Below are 15,862 nucleotides of genomic sequence, written 5' to 3' on the forward strand. Positions count from 1 at the left end.
CCGCCCCGCCCGAGTTGACCATGAAGTTATTGCCACCTGTACGGCGTGTCGCAGGCAACAACTTCATGATCAACGCATCGGGTGGGTGGGGAGGGGGCAGGGGGTGGGGGGCAGGGGTCAGTGGAGGTCGGCGGCTACGAAAGACCAGAGTTCCAGGTCGGTACGGTTGCCCCGGACGTAACCGGCGTTGCGGAGCAGACCCTCGTAGCTGAAACCGGCCTTCTCGGCCACCCGTCGGGACGCCACGTTGCCCGGGGCCACCCGCAGCTCGACCCGCTGGAACCCGTGCTCCATGATCAGCACGATCGCCAGGGCGAGAACCGACTCGGCGGCCAGCCCGAACCCGCGCGCCTCCGGTGCCAGCGCGTACGAGACCTCGGTGAGCCGGGCACCCCAGTCGGTCCGTTTCGTCCAGAGGCAGCCGACCACCCGGGCGTCCTCCCGGCGCACCACCGCGAAGTGGTCGCCGTCTCCGCTGTCGCGTCGCTGCCGGGCCAGGTCGGTGCACCAGGCCAGCCCGTCGATCTGCCCCGAGTCGTCAGCCAGCGGAAGCCAACGCTGGGTCAACCGGTCACCGAAGATCACCGAGACCGCCTCGGCGTCCGGCGGGGCGTGCCGGCGTACCTCGGTGCGCGGGGTGGAGACGGTCAGCTCCGGGAAGCGGCGTACCGCCACCTGACCGATCACGCCGGAACCTCCGGTCCGAGGTCGGAGCGGGCCGCCCCGCCGGTCCCCGGACCGGCCGGTGCCGGAACAGCGATGGCCGCCGGACCTGCCACAGCCGGAGCAGAACCGGCCGCCTCGGCCGGGCCCGCCGACACCTCCGGCCCGACCGGACCCGGATCAGCCGACACAGCCTGACCCGGACCGTTCGGAGTGGCCGGGACCGGAGTAGCCGGAGCCGGGGGTGGCGATGCCGGCGCAGCCGTACCGGCCGCTGCCGGGCCGGCGGAGGCGGAGGCGGGAGCGACGAACCCAGGAGCGGCAGCGGACCGAGGAGCGGAAGCGGAGGCAGAGGCGGCGGGAGCAGCGGGAGCGGAGGCAGGGGCGGCGGGAGCGGCGGGGAGGGCGGCGGCGCGGACCAGGCGGGCGGCGATCTCCGGTACGCCGGCCCAGTGCAGGGTGAGCTGGGAGGCGTACCCGCCCCGCCAGACGAAGCCCTCGGGCGCGCCGCCCGGCCAGCGCCACGCCGGCTGTTCGCCGGCCCGGGGCGTGAGGACCGCGCTGTGGTGTTTGTAGCCGATCCGGACCGCGCCCCGGGGTGCCACCGGACTGTCCGTGCAGGCGGTCGCCTCCCGGTAGCCGATCACCACCCCGTCCCGGCGTACCCCGGTCGCGTCGAGCACCCCGCACATCGGCAGGCCGTCCAGCTCCCGGGCCAGCCAGAGCAGGCCACTCCCCTCGGCCACCACCGGACGGCCCGCGCGGACCAGCTCCGCGACCGCGTCGCGGAGCCGCCGGTTGGCGGAGAGCTGCTCCGCGTACGCCTCGGGCAGCCCGCCCCCGACGACCAGCGCGACCGTTCCCGCCGGCAGGGCCTCGTCGCGCAGCGGGTCGACGTGTACCACCTCGGCCCCGGCGGCGACGAGCAGCTCGCCGGTCTCCGGGTACCCGTAGCTGCCGACCGTGGTGCCGGCGAGCGCGACCACCGGACGGCCGGCGACGGTCCCCCCAGCCGGCCGGGGTGTCCACGGCTCGACGGTCATCGGTGGCGCGGTACGGGCCAGCCGGAGCAGCGCGTCGAGGTCGACCGCGCCGGCCACCCCCTCGGCGAGCCGCCGGACCGCGCGGCCCACCTCCGGGTCGCCGGTCAGCGCCGGCACCGCCCCGTACCGGCGGGACGGGAACATCGGCGGCAGGTCCCGACGGCGCAGCGACCCGAAGACCGGTACGCCGATGTCGTCCAGTGCCTCCCGCAGCAACTCCTCGTGCCGGGGCGAGGCGACCCGGTTCAGGATCACCCCGCCCAGCCAGAGCAACTCGTCGTACGAGCGGAAGCCGTGCACCAGGGCGGCCACCGACTGCCCCATCGCCGAGACGTCCACCACCAGCACCACCGGGCTGCGCAGCGCGGTGGCGACCGCAGCCGTGGACTCGACCTCGGACGGGCCGGCGACGCTGTCGTACAGCCCCATGGTGCCCTGTACCAGGGAGAGCCCCGCGCCGGCGGCCCCGTACGCGAACAGCGGCGCGATCCGTTCCGGCCCGACCAGCCGGGGATCCAGGTTGCGTCCGGGACGCCCGGCCGCAGCCGCCCCGAGGTACGCGGCGTCGACCTGGTCCGGGCCGACCTTGAAGCCGGCGACGTCCAGGCCCCGCTCGCGGAACGCGGCCAGCAGGCCGATCGAGACGGCGTTCTTGCCGTGTCCGGACGAGGGCGCGGCGACCACGAGACGCGGTAAGGCGCTCATCATCGACTCCTCGGTAGCGGCGGGGGGCGCGGCGGCGGCGAGCGCACCGGGCAGGTGCGGACGCGGACCCGGCGGGTCGTCCGCGTGACGATACCCAACGGGCCGCCCGAATCGCGGTAACCGACCCGCCACGCACCGACAGTGATTCGGCCCGGCGGCGATCACCCCCGGGCGCGGCCCCGGGCCGCCGACCCGGCCGCCCGCCCTCGCCGCCACGACGACCGGCATCCCGGCCTCCGCCCCGGCCGCCGGCCCGGCCGTCACGACGACCGCCAGCATGACCGCCGACCCGGCCGTCACGTCGACCGCCAGCACGACCGCCGCCTTCAGCCGCCACGACGACCGGCGATGCGGCATGTCGGGGATGCCGGGGCCTACCGGAAGGCGCCGGTCACCGACGGTCCGGGGCAGTGGCGTCGGTCATACGAGTAGCCTCGGGGCGTGTACCGGTTCCTCCTGACGCCACGCTGGCTGGGCTATCTCGTCCTGGCGCTGGTCGCCGCCGCGGTGATGGTGCAGCTCGGCAACTGGCAGCTAGACCGCTACCGGGGGCGTTCGGCGATCAACGAGCGCATCGACGCCACCGCCCGGATGACGCCGGTGCCGCTGCGGGACACCCTCGCCGCTCCGACCGGCGCGGCCGGGACGACGGGGACCGCCCCGGCGGACGGGACCGTCTGGACCCGGGTCACCGTCACCGGCCGGTACGATGCGGCGAACTCGATCTGGATCCGGGGCCGCGCGGTCGACCGTCAGGTCGGGTTCGAGCTGGTCACCCCGTTGCTCCTCACCGACGGCACGGCGATCCTGGTGGACCGGGGCTGGGTGCCGCCGGTGGCCTCCGGGGACGCGACCGTCCGGCCGGAGTTGCCGCCCACGCCTGCCGGCGAGGTCACCGTGGTCGGCCGGGTACGGCTGAGCGAGAGCGGCGCGGTCGCCCCGGACCGCCGGGACGGCCGGCTGGAGATGCGCCGCATCGGCGTACCGCAGCTCGCCCGGGAGCTGCCCTACCCGCTGTACGGGGCGTACCTGTTGCTGGACGAGCAGAACCCGGCCGCCGATCCGGTCTTCCAGTCGGTGCCGGTGCGGCACGAGAACAACTGGCAGAACTTCGGCTACGTGGTGCAGTGGTGGATCTTCGCGGGGATGACGCTGGTCGCGTACGGCTGGGTGGCCCGGCGGGAGGCGCACCGGCTCGCCGGCATCCGTCGTCCGTCCGGTGACCGGGCCGACACCGACGACCAGCCGGGCACCGACGGGGACGGACCGGGCGGCGGTGACCGGGCCGGGGTGCCGGCCGGGAGTACGCCGGTCTGAGCCGGCCCCCGGTCAGCCGGGAGCGTACCCGGGGTGCAGGGCCCGGACGGCGTCGATGGTGTCCGCCTCGGCGGCGCTCTTGTCGTCGCGGTAACGCAGCACCCGGGCGAACCGCAGCGCCACCCCGCCCGGGTAGCGCGGACTCGTCTGCACCCCGTCGAAGGCGATCTCCACGACCTGCTCGGGACGGACCCGCACCACGTGCTCGCCCCGCTCCACGGCCAGCGAGAGGAACCGTTCGGTCTGCCAGCGCAGCAGCTCGTCGGTCAGCCCCTTGAACGTCTTGCCGAGCATCACGAACCCGCCGGTTGCCGGGTCGCGGGCACCGAGATGCAGGTTGGACAGCCAGCCCCGGCGACGGCCACTGCCCCACTCGGCGGCCAGCACGACCAGGTCGAGGGTGTGCCGGGGCTTCACCTTCACCCAGGCCGCACCGCGCCGGCCGGCGTCGTACGTCGCGTCCGGCGCCTTCACCACCACGCCCTCCTGGCCGGCGGCAAGCGCGGCGGTGAACGCCTCGGTCGCCGCGTCGGGGTCCTCGACCTCCACCCGGCCGACCAGCAGGCCGGCGTCGACCGTACCGGCGAGCGCGGCCCAGCGTTCCCGGCCGGGCGCGTCGATCAGATCCTCCCCGTCGAGGTGCAGCAGGTCGAAGAAGTACGGGGTCAGCACGGTCGCGCTGGTCGACGCGGCGGCGGCCAGCACGGCCGGGGCGACCGTGGAGCGGCCGGTGGTGCCCGCCGTGGCACGTCGGGCGGCCCGGCTCGACGTCTCCTGGAAGGGCAACGGCCGGCCGGTGGCGTCCAGGCCGATCGCCTCTCCGTCGAGGACCAGCTCGCGGGCGGGCAGGGCGCGCACGGCGGCCACCACCTCGGGCACCCGGGCGGTGATGTCGTCGAGGCTGCGGGTGAACACGGCGATGTCGGAGCCGGAACGGTGCACCTGGATGCGGATGCCGTCGAGTTTGACGTCGACGACGGCGGGGGTGCCGGTGGCGACGAGCGCCTCGCCCACCGTCGGCGCGCTCTGGGCCAGCATCGGGGCGAGCGGACGCCCCACCCGCAGCCCGAACCCGGCCAGCGCGGCGGCTCCCCCGTCGAGCGCCGCGACCGCCACCGCACGCAGGTCACCGGCGACCAGCAGGGCCCGGCGGACGGCGGACAGCGGCACGTCGGCCGCCCGGGCGACCGCGTCGGCCAGCAACCCGGCCTGGGCGCCCTGCCGCAGTTCGCCGCTGAACAGCCCGACCAGCATGCGCTGCTCGGCGGCGGTGGCTGCGGCGAACAGCGCGCCGACCAGCGCCCGGCGGCGGGCCTGGGAGCCCGGACCGTGCACGGCGGCGATCTCGTCGATGGCCGCGTCGACGCCGGCCACGGTCAGCGTCGGCTCGGCCGCCGGTGGTGGCAGCTCGCGCAGGCTGGCCCAGCCGACACCGGTCTGCCGCTGACGCAGCTCACCGGCGAGCCAGCCCGCACCGGCGGGCACCTCGACCGGGTCGAGCGCGCGTAACGCCTCCGCGAGCAGCTCCACCTTGGCCCGCCGGCCGCTGGTGGCGCTGACCGCGGCGGAGGTGGCCGCCAGGTCGAGGAACCGCACGTCTTCATCCTGCCAGCCACCTCCGACAACGTCGGTGCTCCCGACGAGAACCGGAGCCGGCGAGCCGGCGCACGCCGTAGCCGGGACACCGGAGACGGAGACCCCGACCGACGCACACCACAGCCGGCGCACACCGGAGACGGACGCTCCAACCGACGCACACCGGAGAAGGCGGACACCACAGCCGACGCAGGCCGCAGCCGGCGTAGGCGGGCAGCGGCTCAGGCCGAGACCGGCTCCTCGATGCGCAGGCCCCGGTCGCGGACCTGGGCGGCGACCCGGGCCAGCGACGCGTCGAGAGCGACCAGGGCGGTGGAGAGTTCACCGAGCCGCTCGCGCAGCGTCTCCTCGGGCCAGGCGGAGACGTCGACGTCCCCCAGCGCGCTGACGGCGGCTGTCAGCCGCACCATCACCTCGTTCGTACTCATGTTCGAAAGGCTAGCGTACGACCTACCCTGACGTGCGGTGATCCCGGAAATCGGGCGGCGTGTCCGGTCGGGGTCGGGACTCGCCGCCCGACCGGTCAGTGTCCGGTGCCCGCCTCGGCCACCCGGGCCAGCAGCAACGTCTCGGCCAGGCAGACCCGGGCGAACTCGCCGAGGTGCAGGCTCTCGTTCGGCCCGTGGGCCCGCGCGTGCGGGTCCTCGACCCCGGTCACCAGGATCACCGCCTGCGGGAACATCTCCTGGAAGGTGGCGATGAACGGGATCGAGCCGCCGACGCCGATCTCCACCGGCTCGGTGCCGTCCCAGGCGGTACGGAAGGCCGAACGTGCCGCGTCGACCAACGGCCCGGACAGGTCGATCACGCAGGGGTCGCCGTCGTGCTCGAAGGTGACGGACACCTGCGCGCCCCAGGGGGCGTGCCGCTCCAGGTGCGCCTGAACGGCGGCGTACGCGCGCTTGCGGTCGTCGCCCGGCGCCAGCCGTACGCTGATCTTGGCCTTGGCTGCCGGGACCAGCGCGTTCGGGGCCTCGGCGGTGGCCGGGGCGTCGATGCCGAGCACCGCCAGGGCGGGCTTGCGCCAGAGCCGGTCGGTGATCTGGCCGGTGCCGAGCAACGACACCCCGTCGAGCAGGCCGGCCTCGGCGCGGAACCGGTCCTGCGGATACTCGACGGCGGCCGGGCCGGCGTCGGTGAGCCCGTCGACCGCGACGTTCCCCGCGTCGTCGTGCAGGGTGGACAGCAGCCGGGCCAGGGTGGTCAGCGCGTCCGGCACGGGACCGCCGAACATGCCGCTGTGGATGGCGTGGTCCAGGGTGCGGACCTCGACGAAGAAGTTGACGACGCCGCGCAGCGAGGTGGTCAGCGCCGGCACGCCGATGTCCCAGTTGACCGAGTCGGCGATGACGATAACGTCGGCGGCGAGGGCGTCCCGGTGCTCGGCGAGCAGCCGTTCCAGGGAGTCGGAGCCGTACTCCTCCTCGCCCTCGACGAAGATGACCACGCCGACCGGCAGCGCGTCGCCGAAGGCACGCAGCGCCGCCACGTGCGCCATGATGCCGGCCTTGTCGTCGGCCGCGCCGCGACCGTAGAGCCGGCCGTCCCGTTCGACCGCCTCGAACGGCTCGGACTCCCACAGCGACCGGTCGCCGACCGGCTGCACGTCATGGTGGGCGTAGAGCAGGACGGTGGGCGCGCCGGGTGGGGCCGGTCTGGTCCCGATCACCGCGGGCTGACCGCCGGACCGCACGATCCGCACGTCCAGCGAGCAGCCGCGCAGCAGTTCGGCCACCGCCTCGGCGGACCGCTCGACCTGCGTGTGGTCGAAGCCCTCGAACGCGATCCCGGGGATACGGACGAGGCGTTCCAGGTCGGCACGGACGCCGGGCAGTTCCCGCGCGACGGCCGCCCGCAGCTCGGACTCGGTGATGGTCGGAGAGGTCATGACCGGCATCGTATGCCGCCCTCGGCCGTCCCCGGTCGGCGGACGAGGCCGACCGTGGTCACGGGACGAGGGCGGGCACTGCGGCCGAGGCACGCCGGCGGCCCGGTCCGGAGGGCCGGCGGGGAAGGCGGACCGGCGGGAAGGCGGACCGACAGGCCGGCGGGGAAGGCGGGCCGATGGAAGTGCGGGAAGGTGGGAGGGTGGGAAGGCGCGGCCCGGGGGGACGGGGTCAGGCCGGGCGGCGGACGTAGTACCGGGCGGCGTCGTGCGGCAGCGTCGGTGCGCCGTCCACCACCAGGTCGACGCCGGCCGCCGTGTCGTCGGCGGCGAAGTGCGACCGCTCCCCGGCGTGCCAGCGGCGCAGCTCGGGCAGGATCGCCAGGCCGTCCCGGGCCACCGCGCGGGCGGTCCGCAGTTCGGTCGGCGCGGTGACCAGCACGGTCAGGGTCGACTCGGGCCGGATCACGCGGCGGGCCGCGCTCACCCCCTCCACGATCAGCACCGGCGTCACCGGCACCGGCACCGTCCGGGGCAGGAACTCCCGCCGCACCCAGCTGTACCGCCGGTAGCCGCCCGGCCGCCCGGCCCGTACCGGCGTCAGCACCTGCTCCTCCAGCCGCGGCCAGAACGTGAGCTGGTCGGCCCACCCGTCGAGCAGGTCGTCGGTGTGCACCACCGGTGGTCGCCCGCCGTCGGACCGCACGGCCAGGGCGTCCGCGAGGCGGTCGGCGAAAAGGCTCTTCCCCGCGCCGCTCGGTCCGTCGACCGCCACCAGTCGGGTACGCCCCAGCCGCGCCGGCCGGTCCAGCACCCGGCGGGCCAGTTCCGCGTACGCCTCGACGACCGCCACCACCACGAACGCCGACGCTACCGGGCCCGGAACGGCACCTCCGACACCGCACCGACGTGCACCCGGGCGGGAGCGCACAGCAGGTTCCGGCCCGGACCGGTGGTGACCATGGTGCGGGGCGTCCGAGCCTCCCGGGCCCGGGTGCTGGCCACGACGAGCCGCGCGCCACCGATCGGGTGGCGGGACCCGGTTCACCGGGTACGCCACCCCAGTTCACCGGCATGATCGGGCCGTGTCCCATTCCGTGATGAGTCCCGGTGTCGACGCCCTGCTCGAACAGGCGCGGGCCGGAGTGCGTCGGTTGACCCCGCACGAGACGGTCCAGGCCGCCGGTCGTGGTGCGCTCGTCGTCGACACCCGTACCGCTGAGCAACGGCGGGAGCAGGGCGAACTACCCGGCGTCGTGGTGATCGACCGGACCGTGCTGGAGTGGCGGCTGGACCCGGCCAGCGCCTGGTGCGTACCCGAGGCCACCGGGTACGACCTGGAGGTGGTCGTGGTGTGCCGGCAGGGCTACGCGTCCAGCCTGGCGGCGGCGAGCCTACGGGCGCTGGGGCTGCACCGGGCGACGGACATGGTCGGCGGGGTCGAGGGGTGGCTGGCGGCGGGGCTGCCGTTGTCCGACCGCCCCGCCGACGTCCGCCACTGACCGCTCAGCTCCCCATCAGGTGCAGGGTCTCGCGCGCGTAGGCGACCAGGAGGGCCTCGGTGTCGGCGTCGGACAGCAGCTTCCTGGCGTGGTTGGTCCACTGCACCCTGATCCGCGCGGTCCCCTCGACGACGGTCAGTGTGCAGATCCGGGAACTCGTCGGGCCCTCGATGACGGGCGAGTCGAGGTCGGCGGTCAGGGCGGGCGGCAGTTCGATCTGGGCGTGGTCGCCGACGCCGGAAATCTCGCGGTGGTGCGAGTACAGCCTGGGTTCGCCGGTCGGTGGCTCACCGATCTCGGTGTCGACCTGGAGCATGGACACCCCGGTCGACGGCGACCCGGTCGACAGCGCGCACCTCGAGGTGTGTCCCGTCCGGCCGGGCACCGTCCTGGTCTTCACCGGGGTGCCGCCACTCGCGGCGGACAACCGTTCGTGGTCGAGCTGGTCACAGAGGTTCTCGACCAGGTGGAACTCTCGGGCGGGCCGCTCCCCGACCGATGCCCGGCCGGGCCGGTCGGCACAGCCGGCGACAGCGAACGGCAGCATGATCGCGATGATGACCCACCGGACGGTCCGAATCGTCACCAGCGGAGTGTGCCAGCACCATCCTCAGTGGACAGCGGCAGGCCCGATGGCGACGAACGCCCGGACGCCAGGTTTGCCCCTGCCGCACGATGACCCGGCCCGGCCCGGCCCGGCCCGACCCGGGCAGGCGGGCGGGACGCACCCTGACGAGCACCGATCGACTCCGGGCGGTGGTCAGCCGCTCGGCCGCCCTCAGGCGGCGGGGGCACCGGGTGGGACGAAGGGCAGGCCGGGTGGCGGGCCGGTCTCGATCAGTCGCCACAGGGCATCGGTGTCCAGGTGCTCCTCGACCAGATCGCCGAGTACGTCCAGGGTGCGTTCCCGGGCGGCGGCGAACGAGGTGTCCGGGGCGACCCGGAAGCCGGACCGGCCGGCCTGTCGGGCCGCCTCGGTCAGGAAGCGACGGCGGAAGTCGTCGGACTCGAACGTCCCGTGCCAGTGGGTGCCGTACACCGCGCCGAGCCGGGCCCCCTCGCCCCGACCGTCGGCGTGGGTGAGCAGCGGCGGCAGGTCGGGGTCGGCCGTCGACACGTACCCGTGGTGGATCTCGTAGCCGCGTACCTCGGCCCCGCCGGGCCCGGTGCCGACCGACTGGCGGACGGTCTTGCGCGGGTCGAACGTGATCTCGATCGGCAGCAGCCCGAGGCCGGGCACGCTGCCCTGCCGGCTCTCCACGTCGTCGTGCACGGCCCGGCCGAGCATCTGGAAGCCCCCGCAGATGCCCAGCAGCGGCTTTCCTCCCGCCACGTGGGTCGCGACCGCGTCGGCCAGCCCGGTCTGCCGCAGCCAGGCCAGGTCGGCCACGGTGGACTTCGAGCCGGGCAGCACGACCAGGTCGGCGGCGGCGAGTTCGGCCGGCTCCACGGTGAGGCGTACCCGTACGCCGGGTTCGGTGGCGAGGGCCTCGACGTCGGTGGCGTTGGAGATCCGGGGCAGCCGGACCACGGCCACGTCCAGCCAGTCGTCGCCGTGGGGGGCGGCGGGCCGACCGAGCACCCGACCGTAGGCGAGCGAGTCCTCGGCGTCCAGCCACAGGTCGAGCCGCCAGGGCAGCACCCCGTACGTGGGACGACCGGTGACCCGGTGGAGCATGTCCAGCCCCGGCCGGAGCAGCCCGAGGTCACCCCGGAACTTGTTGACCACGAAGCCGGCGACGAGCGCCTGGTCGGCCGGTTCCAGCAGGGCGACGGTGCCGAACATCGAGGCGAACACCCCGCCCCGGTCGATGTCCCCCACCACGATCACCGGCAGCCCGGCGTGCCGGGCCAGCCCCATGTTCACGTAGTCGCCGGCCCGCAGGTTGATCTCGGCCGGGCTGCCGGCACCCTCGCAGATCACCACGTCGTACTCGGTACGCAGTTCCGCGAGGGCGGCGTACGCGGTCGCCGCGAGCCGGGGACGCAGGCTGCGGAAGTTGCCGGCGGTGACCGTGTCGACTGCCTCGCCGAGGAGCACCACCTGACTGGCCAGGTCGCTGCCGGGCTTCAGCAGCACCGGGTTGAACCGCAGGTCCGGGGCCAGTCCGCAGGCGGCGGCCTGCATCGCCTGGGCCCGTCCCAACTCGCCGCCCCGACCGTCCGGGCCGACCACCACCGCCGAGTTGTTGGACATGTTCTGTGCCTTGAACGGCGCGACCTTCGCCCCGCGCCGGTGCAGCCAGCGGCAGATCCCGGCGGTCAGCACGCTCTTGCCGGCATCGGACGTGGTCCCGGCGACCAGCAGCCCGCCACTCACCGAGCTGCCCACCGCCCCGCGACCCACCGGCCCGTAGCCGACCTGGCCACCACCGACCGGGCCGCCATCCACCGGCCCCCAGCTGTGCGGTCCACCACCGAACGGGCCACCATCCACCGGCCCGTGACCGACCGGCCCGTGACCGACCGGGCTGTCGCCGACCGGCTCGTAGCCGACCGGGCCGCCACCCGCCGGGCCGTCGAGGCGACCAGGCCGGCCCGGCCCGACGCGAGGACGACGGCCACACCGAGCGCGGACAGGCCGACCGCGCCGGAGATCCGGGCGGCCCGCTTGAGGTGATGGAACTCCGGTTGCGGCCCGTCGCCGAGGAAGGGCCGCACCTCGGAGCGTCCGAAGTAGACGTTCTGCCCGCCGAGCCGTACCCCGAGCGCCCCGGCCATAGCCGACTCGCACTGTCCCGCGTTGGGGCTGGGGTGGTCGTGCCGGTCACGTCGCCACACCTGCCAGGCCCGCGCCCGCTCACCCCGGGCCACCGGGGCGACCGCGACGGTGAGCAGGCCGGTCAGCCGGGCCGGGATCAGGTTGAGCAGGTCGTCCAGGCGCGCGGCGGGCGTACCGAAGCGGGCGTAGCGGGGCGAGCGGTGGCCGACCATGGCGTCCAGGGTGTTCGCCGCACGGTAGCCGAGCAGACCGGGCAGCCCGGCGACCGCGCCCCAGAACAGCGGCGCGACCACCGCGTCCGAGGTGTTCTCCGCGACCGATTCGACGGTGGCACGGGCCAGTTCCGACTCGTCCAGCGTCGACGGGTCCCGGCCGCAGAGGTGGTTCAGTCGACGGCGGGCGGCCGGCAGGTCGGCCGCCCGGAGTGTCCGGCCCATGAGTTCCGCCTCGTGGCGCAGGGTGCGACCGCCGAGCACCGTCCACGTGCCGGCGGCCACCAGCGCCGCGCGGGCCACCGGTCGCCGCCGGGTCGCCCGGACGGCCGCCGCGCCGAGCAGCACCGGCATCCCCACCGCGAGCGCGGTGAACGCCGCCCCGGAGGCCCGGTCGGGCCGGTACAGTCGCCGCTCCAGGGCACCGGCGGCCCGGCCGAAGCCGGCGACCGGATGCCACCGTCGGGGGTCGCCGAGGAGCGCGTCCAACGCGTAGCCGGCCACCAGCCCTGCCGCGTCGGCCACGGTGCCTATCTGCCGCACCCGTACCACCTCCGGGCGGTCAGCCTAGTCCGCGCTGGCACCTTCCCAGCCCGGGTGTCGTGGACCTACCAGATCCCGGGCCGGTGACGCTCCGAAGTACGCCCACGGCCCGGTGGAACGACCCGAATCTCCGCCTTCCCGCCGGCTCCGCCCGGATGACACCTCATGACCCTGGCTCCGCCCCGATGACGCTCATGGCCGTGGCTCCGCCCGGATGGCACGCTCACGACCCTGGCTCCGCCCCGGTGACACCCTCACGACCCGGGCTTCGGCCGATGACACCGCCTCGGCCCACCCCCAGGCCCGTTCGCCGTGGCACCGCCGGGGACGGCGGCGGTGCCACGGCTTGTCCCCGGCGGGACGGAGAACGGGCTGTCATGCGGGGTGTCGGACCAGGCCGAGTGGGCCCGCCTCCACACCCCGCACGGTCAGGCGGTGAGGTCAGATCCAGACCCGGGTGAGGCCACCCCTGATCCGCAGGGTCAGGCGGGCACCGGCTGCCGGCCACGCCCGCGCCGACCGCGCGGGGCGGGGTTCGTCCCTGTCGGCTCCGTCGGCGGCACCGGCCCCTCGGCGGGTCCGGGCCCCGGGACCTGCCGACCGACCGACGGGAGGCGGTCGTCGTCGTCCGGCTCGGGCAACGGGTCGAGTTCACCGACCGGGGCGGCGACGCCCCCGCCCGGTCCGCCGCCGACCAGCACCACCAGGTCGCCGCCGGTCAGGTCGCCGCCGGTCAGGTCGCCAGCGTTCGGGTCACCGCCGGTTGTCCCACTGCCCGTCACTCCGCTGCCCGTCACCGCGCCACGCGGCACCATGTCGTCAGGCATGTGCCCGTCAGGCGTGTCCCCATCACGCATGTCGCCGTCACGCATGTCGCCGTCAGGCCCGTCGTCCGGCTCCTCGTCGAACGGGTCCGGGCCGAGGTCGGCCACGCTGCCCGGGAAGCCGGGCAGGTGACGCGGTACGCCGAGGGCGGGCAGCTCGAAGTCGTCGTCCAGGGCACGGTCGTCGTGGGTCGGTGCCTGTTGCCCCGGTACCCGTTCGGTCGGTTCGCCGTGTACGCGGCTCTCCGCCTCGGCGTCCTCGACGGTGCTGGTCGCCATGGTCGGGCGGTTCCGTAGGAAGCGGCCCCGGCCCCGGGCCAGGTCGTGCCCGACGGTGACCGCCTCCAGCTCGTACAGGGTGCGGTGGTTGCCGGCGTCGTCGATCCAGTCCCGCGTGTAGAGCCGACCGGCCACCACCACCGGGTCACCCACCATGACCGACGAGGCCACCCCCTCGGCAAGCTTGCGCCAGCAGTTGACGCGCACCCGGAGGCTGTTGCCGTCCACCCAGCGACCGCTGTCCCGGTCGAGGCGGCGGGCGGTCGAGGCGACCTTGAAGTTGGCGACCAGGGTGTTGGTCTGCGTGGTACGCCGCCACTCCGGGGCGGTGAGAACGTTTCCGACAATTGTTACGTAGGTGTCGTACATTGACCCTCCAGACGGAGATCCAGATTGCCGTGGGCGAGTCGACTCAGGTGCCGAGCGTGGCCCCGGAACAGCCGCAGGGGCCACCCGGCACCGCCGTCCTGTGGACAACCGGAGCGCCTGTGGACAACAACCTGATCAAGGTCCCGGTGTGCTAGGACCACCGGCCCTGGGCCGGATACCGCACGGACGGCGACGATCGGTTCAGCCCGGAGTCGCCAGCGCGGTTTCCGGGGGTGGGTCCGCTGGGTATGGACTTGATCACCCCGGCAAGACCCGGCGTACAGAAGGAGGGGGCGGACGTGACCGCGGACCGGAACCACCCGCGCGCGACCGCACCGCGTCGTCCAACGGAAAGGTCAACGACCATGTCGAGAACGTCCGGTACCACGGCCAGCGTCCGCGCCCAGGGCGAGGTGCGGCGATGAGCGCGGTCGCGAACCCCGCCACCGTCGCCGAGTGCCTGCGCGTCGGGGCCGGCTTCTCCCAGGGGGACCGGAACTGGATCGCCGAGCAGTTCGCGACGCTGGACTCCCGACTGGCCGGATTCCACGCAGACGCCACCGAACTCGAGGTGTCGGTGAAGGACCGGGAGGCCCGGGGGCAGAAGGTCACCCTGGAGTGCTGGATCGCCGGCCGGCAGAAGATCGTCACCACCTCCGCCGAGGAGGACCTGCACGCGGCCCTCAACGACGTCCGTGACGACCTGCGGCGGCGACTCAACGACGCCAAGACCCGGCAGGAGCCCCGCCACAACAAGCACCTGCGGGAGACCGTCCAGCCCATCGACCCGGAGCAGCCGGTCGACGCCGAGCGGGACCACCCGGCCGACGTCCGCGCCGACGCCGAGACCGCCTGACCACTCGACCCGACCGACGTCCGTCGCCCCGCCCACCGCCGACCGGCGGGCGGGGCGACCCCTTGTCAGCACCGGCGCGCACCTCGCCGACGGAAGCGGCACCCACGGACGACGCGGCACCGCCGGGGACAGGGGGGCCGCGTCGGGAACCGGACCGGTGCCACCCACAGGGGCTACCGCCGGGTAGCGTGCGGGCGTAGCGTCAGGGGCGTGGAACCGGACGTGCTGGGGCCGCCCTACGAGCGGTACACGATCGACCTGGGCTCCGACGACGAGGGCCCGGTCGTGGCGACGCTGGTCCGCCGCCGCGCGGACCGCCCGAGCCGGCGGGCGGTGCTCTACGTGCACGGCTTCGTCGACTACTTCTTCCAGACCCACCTGGCCGACTTCTGCACCGACCGGGGCTGGGACTTCTACGCCCTGGACCTGCGCAAGTACGGTCGCAGCCTGCTGCCGCACCAGACGCCGAACTTCTGCCGCGACCTCGGCGACTACTTCCCGGAGCTGGACACCGCCGCCCGCATGATCCGGGACGAGGACGGCCATGACGCGCTGCTGGTGATGGGCCACTCCACCGGCGGCCTGCTCGCCGCGATCTGGGCACACGCCCGGCGCGACGCCGGCCTCGTCGACGGCCTCTTCCTCAACAGCCCGTTCTTCGACCTCAACGCCCCCTGGCTGGTCCGTCGACCCCTCGCGGCGGCCGTGGCCAGGCTCGGCCGTAACGCGCCGCACCGCATCCTCCCCTTCGGCCTCAGCACCGTGTACGGCGAGTGCCTGCACGCCGACCACCGGGGCGAGTGGAGCTACGACCTGACCTGGAAGCCGCTTGCCGGATTCCCGGTCAGAGTCGGCTGGCTGAACGCGATCCGCACCGCCCAGCGGCAGTTGCGCGCCGGGCTCGCCATCGACGCGCCGGTGCTGGTGGCCTGCTCCACCCGGAGTTTCCGGGGCAAGCGCTGGCACGAGTCGGCGATGCTCGCCGACGCGGTCCTGGACGTGGAGCACATGGTCCGCTGGGCTCCCCGGCTCGGGCCGCACGTCACCCTGGCCCGGTTCGACGGCGGCGTGCACGACCTGACGCTTTCCGGCCCCGCCGTACGCGAGAAGGTCTTCGCCGAGCTGGCCCGCTGGGTCGACGCCTTCCTGCCCGCCCCGGACCCGTCCCCGCCCGCGGGGACGGAAACCGGGTGCCCGGCCGCCGAGCCGCTGGCAAGGTAGGCGGCGGCACGCCCCCGTACCACCGCGACACCCCCGGTCAGCGGTACCCTCTTGGCGCACCACCCGCACGCCGACCCCACCGGGCCGGCCAGCCATGCGCCTGTAGCTCAGCGGATAGAGCAGGG

General features: G+C 74.6%; 12 protein-coding genes and 2 pseudogenes. 4 read left to right on the top strand and 10 right to left on the bottom strand.

The genetic code is table 11. The annotated features are described in order from the left end of the window. Positions 1-117: 117 nt before the first annotated feature. Together PVK37_RS31565 and PVK37_RS31570 are read right to left on the bottom strand one after the other, a co-directional pair. Entirely contained in the window at positions 118-687 is a 570-nt protein-coding gene (locus PVK37_RS31565) for a GNAT family N-acetyltransferase (RefSeq protein ID WP_275031565.1), read from the bottom strand. Continuing rightward, positions 684-2,411, bottom strand: coding sequence for a cobyrinic acid a,c-diamide synthase CobB (locus tag PVK37_RS31570; protein ID WP_275031567.1), 1,728 nt, complete (start codon positions 2,409-2,411; stop codon positions 684-686). The genes PVK37_RS31565 and PVK37_RS31570 overlap by 4 nt, the downstream gene beginning before the upstream one ends. A 441-nt stretch (positions 2,412-2,852) precedes the next feature. Here PVK37_RS31570 and PVK37_RS31575 point away from each other — a divergent pair, with 441 nt between their 5' ends. Then, on the top strand, positions 2,853-3,728 hold the full coding sequence (locus PVK37_RS31575; RefSeq protein WP_275031569.1) for an SURF1 family cytochrome oxidase biogenesis protein: 876 nt from the start codon (positions 2,853-2,855) through the stop codon (positions 3,726-3,728). 12 nt (positions 3,729-3,740) lie between these two features. On the opposite strand, the gene PVK37_RS31580 is transcribed toward PVK37_RS31575, so the two are convergent. The 4 genes from PVK37_RS31580 to PVK37_RS31595 all read right to left on the bottom strand — a co-directional run bounded on the left by PVK37_RS31580 (position 3,741) and on the right by PVK37_RS31595 (position 8,068). Next, positions 3,741-5,324 carry an ATP-dependent DNA ligase gene (locus PVK37_RS31580; protein WP_275031572.1) on the bottom strand — a complete coding sequence of 528 codons (1,584 nt, stop codon included), beginning with the start codon at positions 5,322-5,324 and terminating at the stop codon, positions 3,741-3,743. A 221-nt stretch (positions 5,325-5,545) separates the two neighbouring features. Then, the gene (locus tag PVK37_RS31585) at positions 5,546-5,752 is read right to left on the bottom strand and encodes a hypothetical protein (RefSeq protein WP_275031574.1); all 207 of its coding nucleotides are present in this window, start codon (positions 5,750-5,752) and stop codon (positions 5,546-5,548) included. Positions 5,753-5,847: 95 nt separating this feature from the next. Next, positions 5,848-7,212 carry a dipeptidase gene (locus PVK37_RS31590; protein ID WP_275031576.1) on the bottom strand — a complete coding sequence of 455 codons (1,365 nt, stop codon included), beginning with the start codon at positions 7,210-7,212 and terminating at the stop codon, positions 5,848-5,850. A gap of 229 nt (positions 7,213-7,441) precedes the next feature. Continuing rightward, positions 7,442-8,068: a uridine kinase family protein gene (locus tag PVK37_RS31595; RefSeq protein WP_275031578.1), complete on the bottom strand. Its 627-nt coding sequence runs from the start codon at positions 8,066-8,068 to the stop codon at positions 7,442-7,444. 241 nt (positions 8,069-8,309) lie between these two features. Between PVK37_RS31595 and PVK37_RS31600 the strand changes: the two genes are divergently transcribed. Next, on the top strand, positions 8,310-8,711 hold the full coding sequence (locus tag PVK37_RS31600; protein ID WP_275031580.1) for a rhodanese-like domain-containing protein: 402 nt from the start codon (positions 8,310-8,312) through the stop codon (positions 8,709-8,711). A 4-nt stretch (positions 8,712-8,715) separates the two neighbouring features. Here the strand turns inward: PVK37_RS31600 and PVK37_RS31605 are convergent, their stop codons facing one another. From PVK37_RS31605 to PVK37_RS31965, 4 genes and pseudogenes are all read right to left on the bottom strand, one after another. After that, positions 8,716-9,297 (bottom strand): hypothetical protein, encoded by a 582-nt coding sequence (locus PVK37_RS31605; protein ID WP_275031582.1) that lies wholly within the window; start codon positions 9,295-9,297, stop codon positions 8,716-8,718. 192 nt (positions 9,298-9,489) lie between these two features. Then, positions 9,490-11,031: a cobyric acid synthase gene (locus PVK37_RS31610; RefSeq protein WP_275035301.1), complete on the bottom strand. Its 1,542-nt coding sequence runs from the start codon at positions 11,029-11,031 to the stop codon at positions 9,490-9,492. Positions 11,032-11,216: 185 nt separating this feature from the next. Then, positions 11,217-12,170: pseudogene (locus tag PVK37_RS31615) on the bottom strand (cobalamin biosynthesis protein); the annotation flags it as partial. Positions 12,171-13,036: 866 nt separating this feature from the next. Beyond that, positions 13,037-13,660, bottom strand: a pseudogene (locus tag PVK37_RS31965) (single-stranded DNA-binding protein); the annotation flags it as partial. A 421-nt stretch (positions 13,661-14,081) separates the two neighbouring features. Between PVK37_RS31965 and PVK37_RS31625 the strand changes: the two are divergent. Both PVK37_RS31625 and PVK37_RS31630 read left to right on the top strand, forming a co-directional pair. After that, on the top strand, positions 14,082-14,516 hold the full coding sequence (locus PVK37_RS31625; protein ID WP_275031586.1) for an HPF/RaiA family ribosome-associated protein: 435 nt from the start codon (positions 14,082-14,084) through the stop codon (positions 14,514-14,516). Between the two features lie 210 nt (positions 14,517-14,726). Continuing rightward, entirely contained in the window at positions 14,727-15,737 is a 1,011-nt protein-coding gene (locus tag PVK37_RS31630; RefSeq protein ID WP_275031588.1) for an alpha/beta hydrolase, read from the top strand. Positions 15,738-15,862 lie beyond the last annotated feature (125 nt).

Source organism: Micromonospora cathayae (assembly GCF_028993575.1).
GTDB lineage: Bacteria > Actinomycetota > Actinomycetes > Mycobacteriales > Micromonosporaceae > Micromonospora > Micromonospora cathayae.

Bases quoted from the DNA above. Each gene is read 5' to 3' on its own strand.
- PVK37_RS31625 (WP_275031586.1), top strand. From the start codon at position 14,082: ATGAGCGCGGTCGCGAACCCCGCCACCGTCGCCGAGTGCCTGCGCGTC.
- PVK37_RS31590 (WP_275031576.1), bottom strand. From the start codon at position 7,212: ATGACCTCTCCGACCATCACCGAGTCCGAGCTGCGGGCGGCCGTCGCG.
- PVK37_RS31585 (WP_275031574.1), bottom strand. From the start codon at position 5,752: ATGAGTACGAACGAGGTGATGGTGCGGCTGACAGCCGCCGTCAGCGCG.
- PVK37_RS31570 (WP_275031567.1), bottom strand. From the start codon at position 2,411: ATGAGCGCCTTACCGCGTCTCGTGGTCGCCGCGCCCTCGTCCGGACAC.
- PVK37_RS31600 (WP_275031580.1), top strand. From the start codon at position 8,310: ATGAGTCCCGGTGTCGACGCCCTGCTCGAACAGGCGCGGGCCGGAGTG.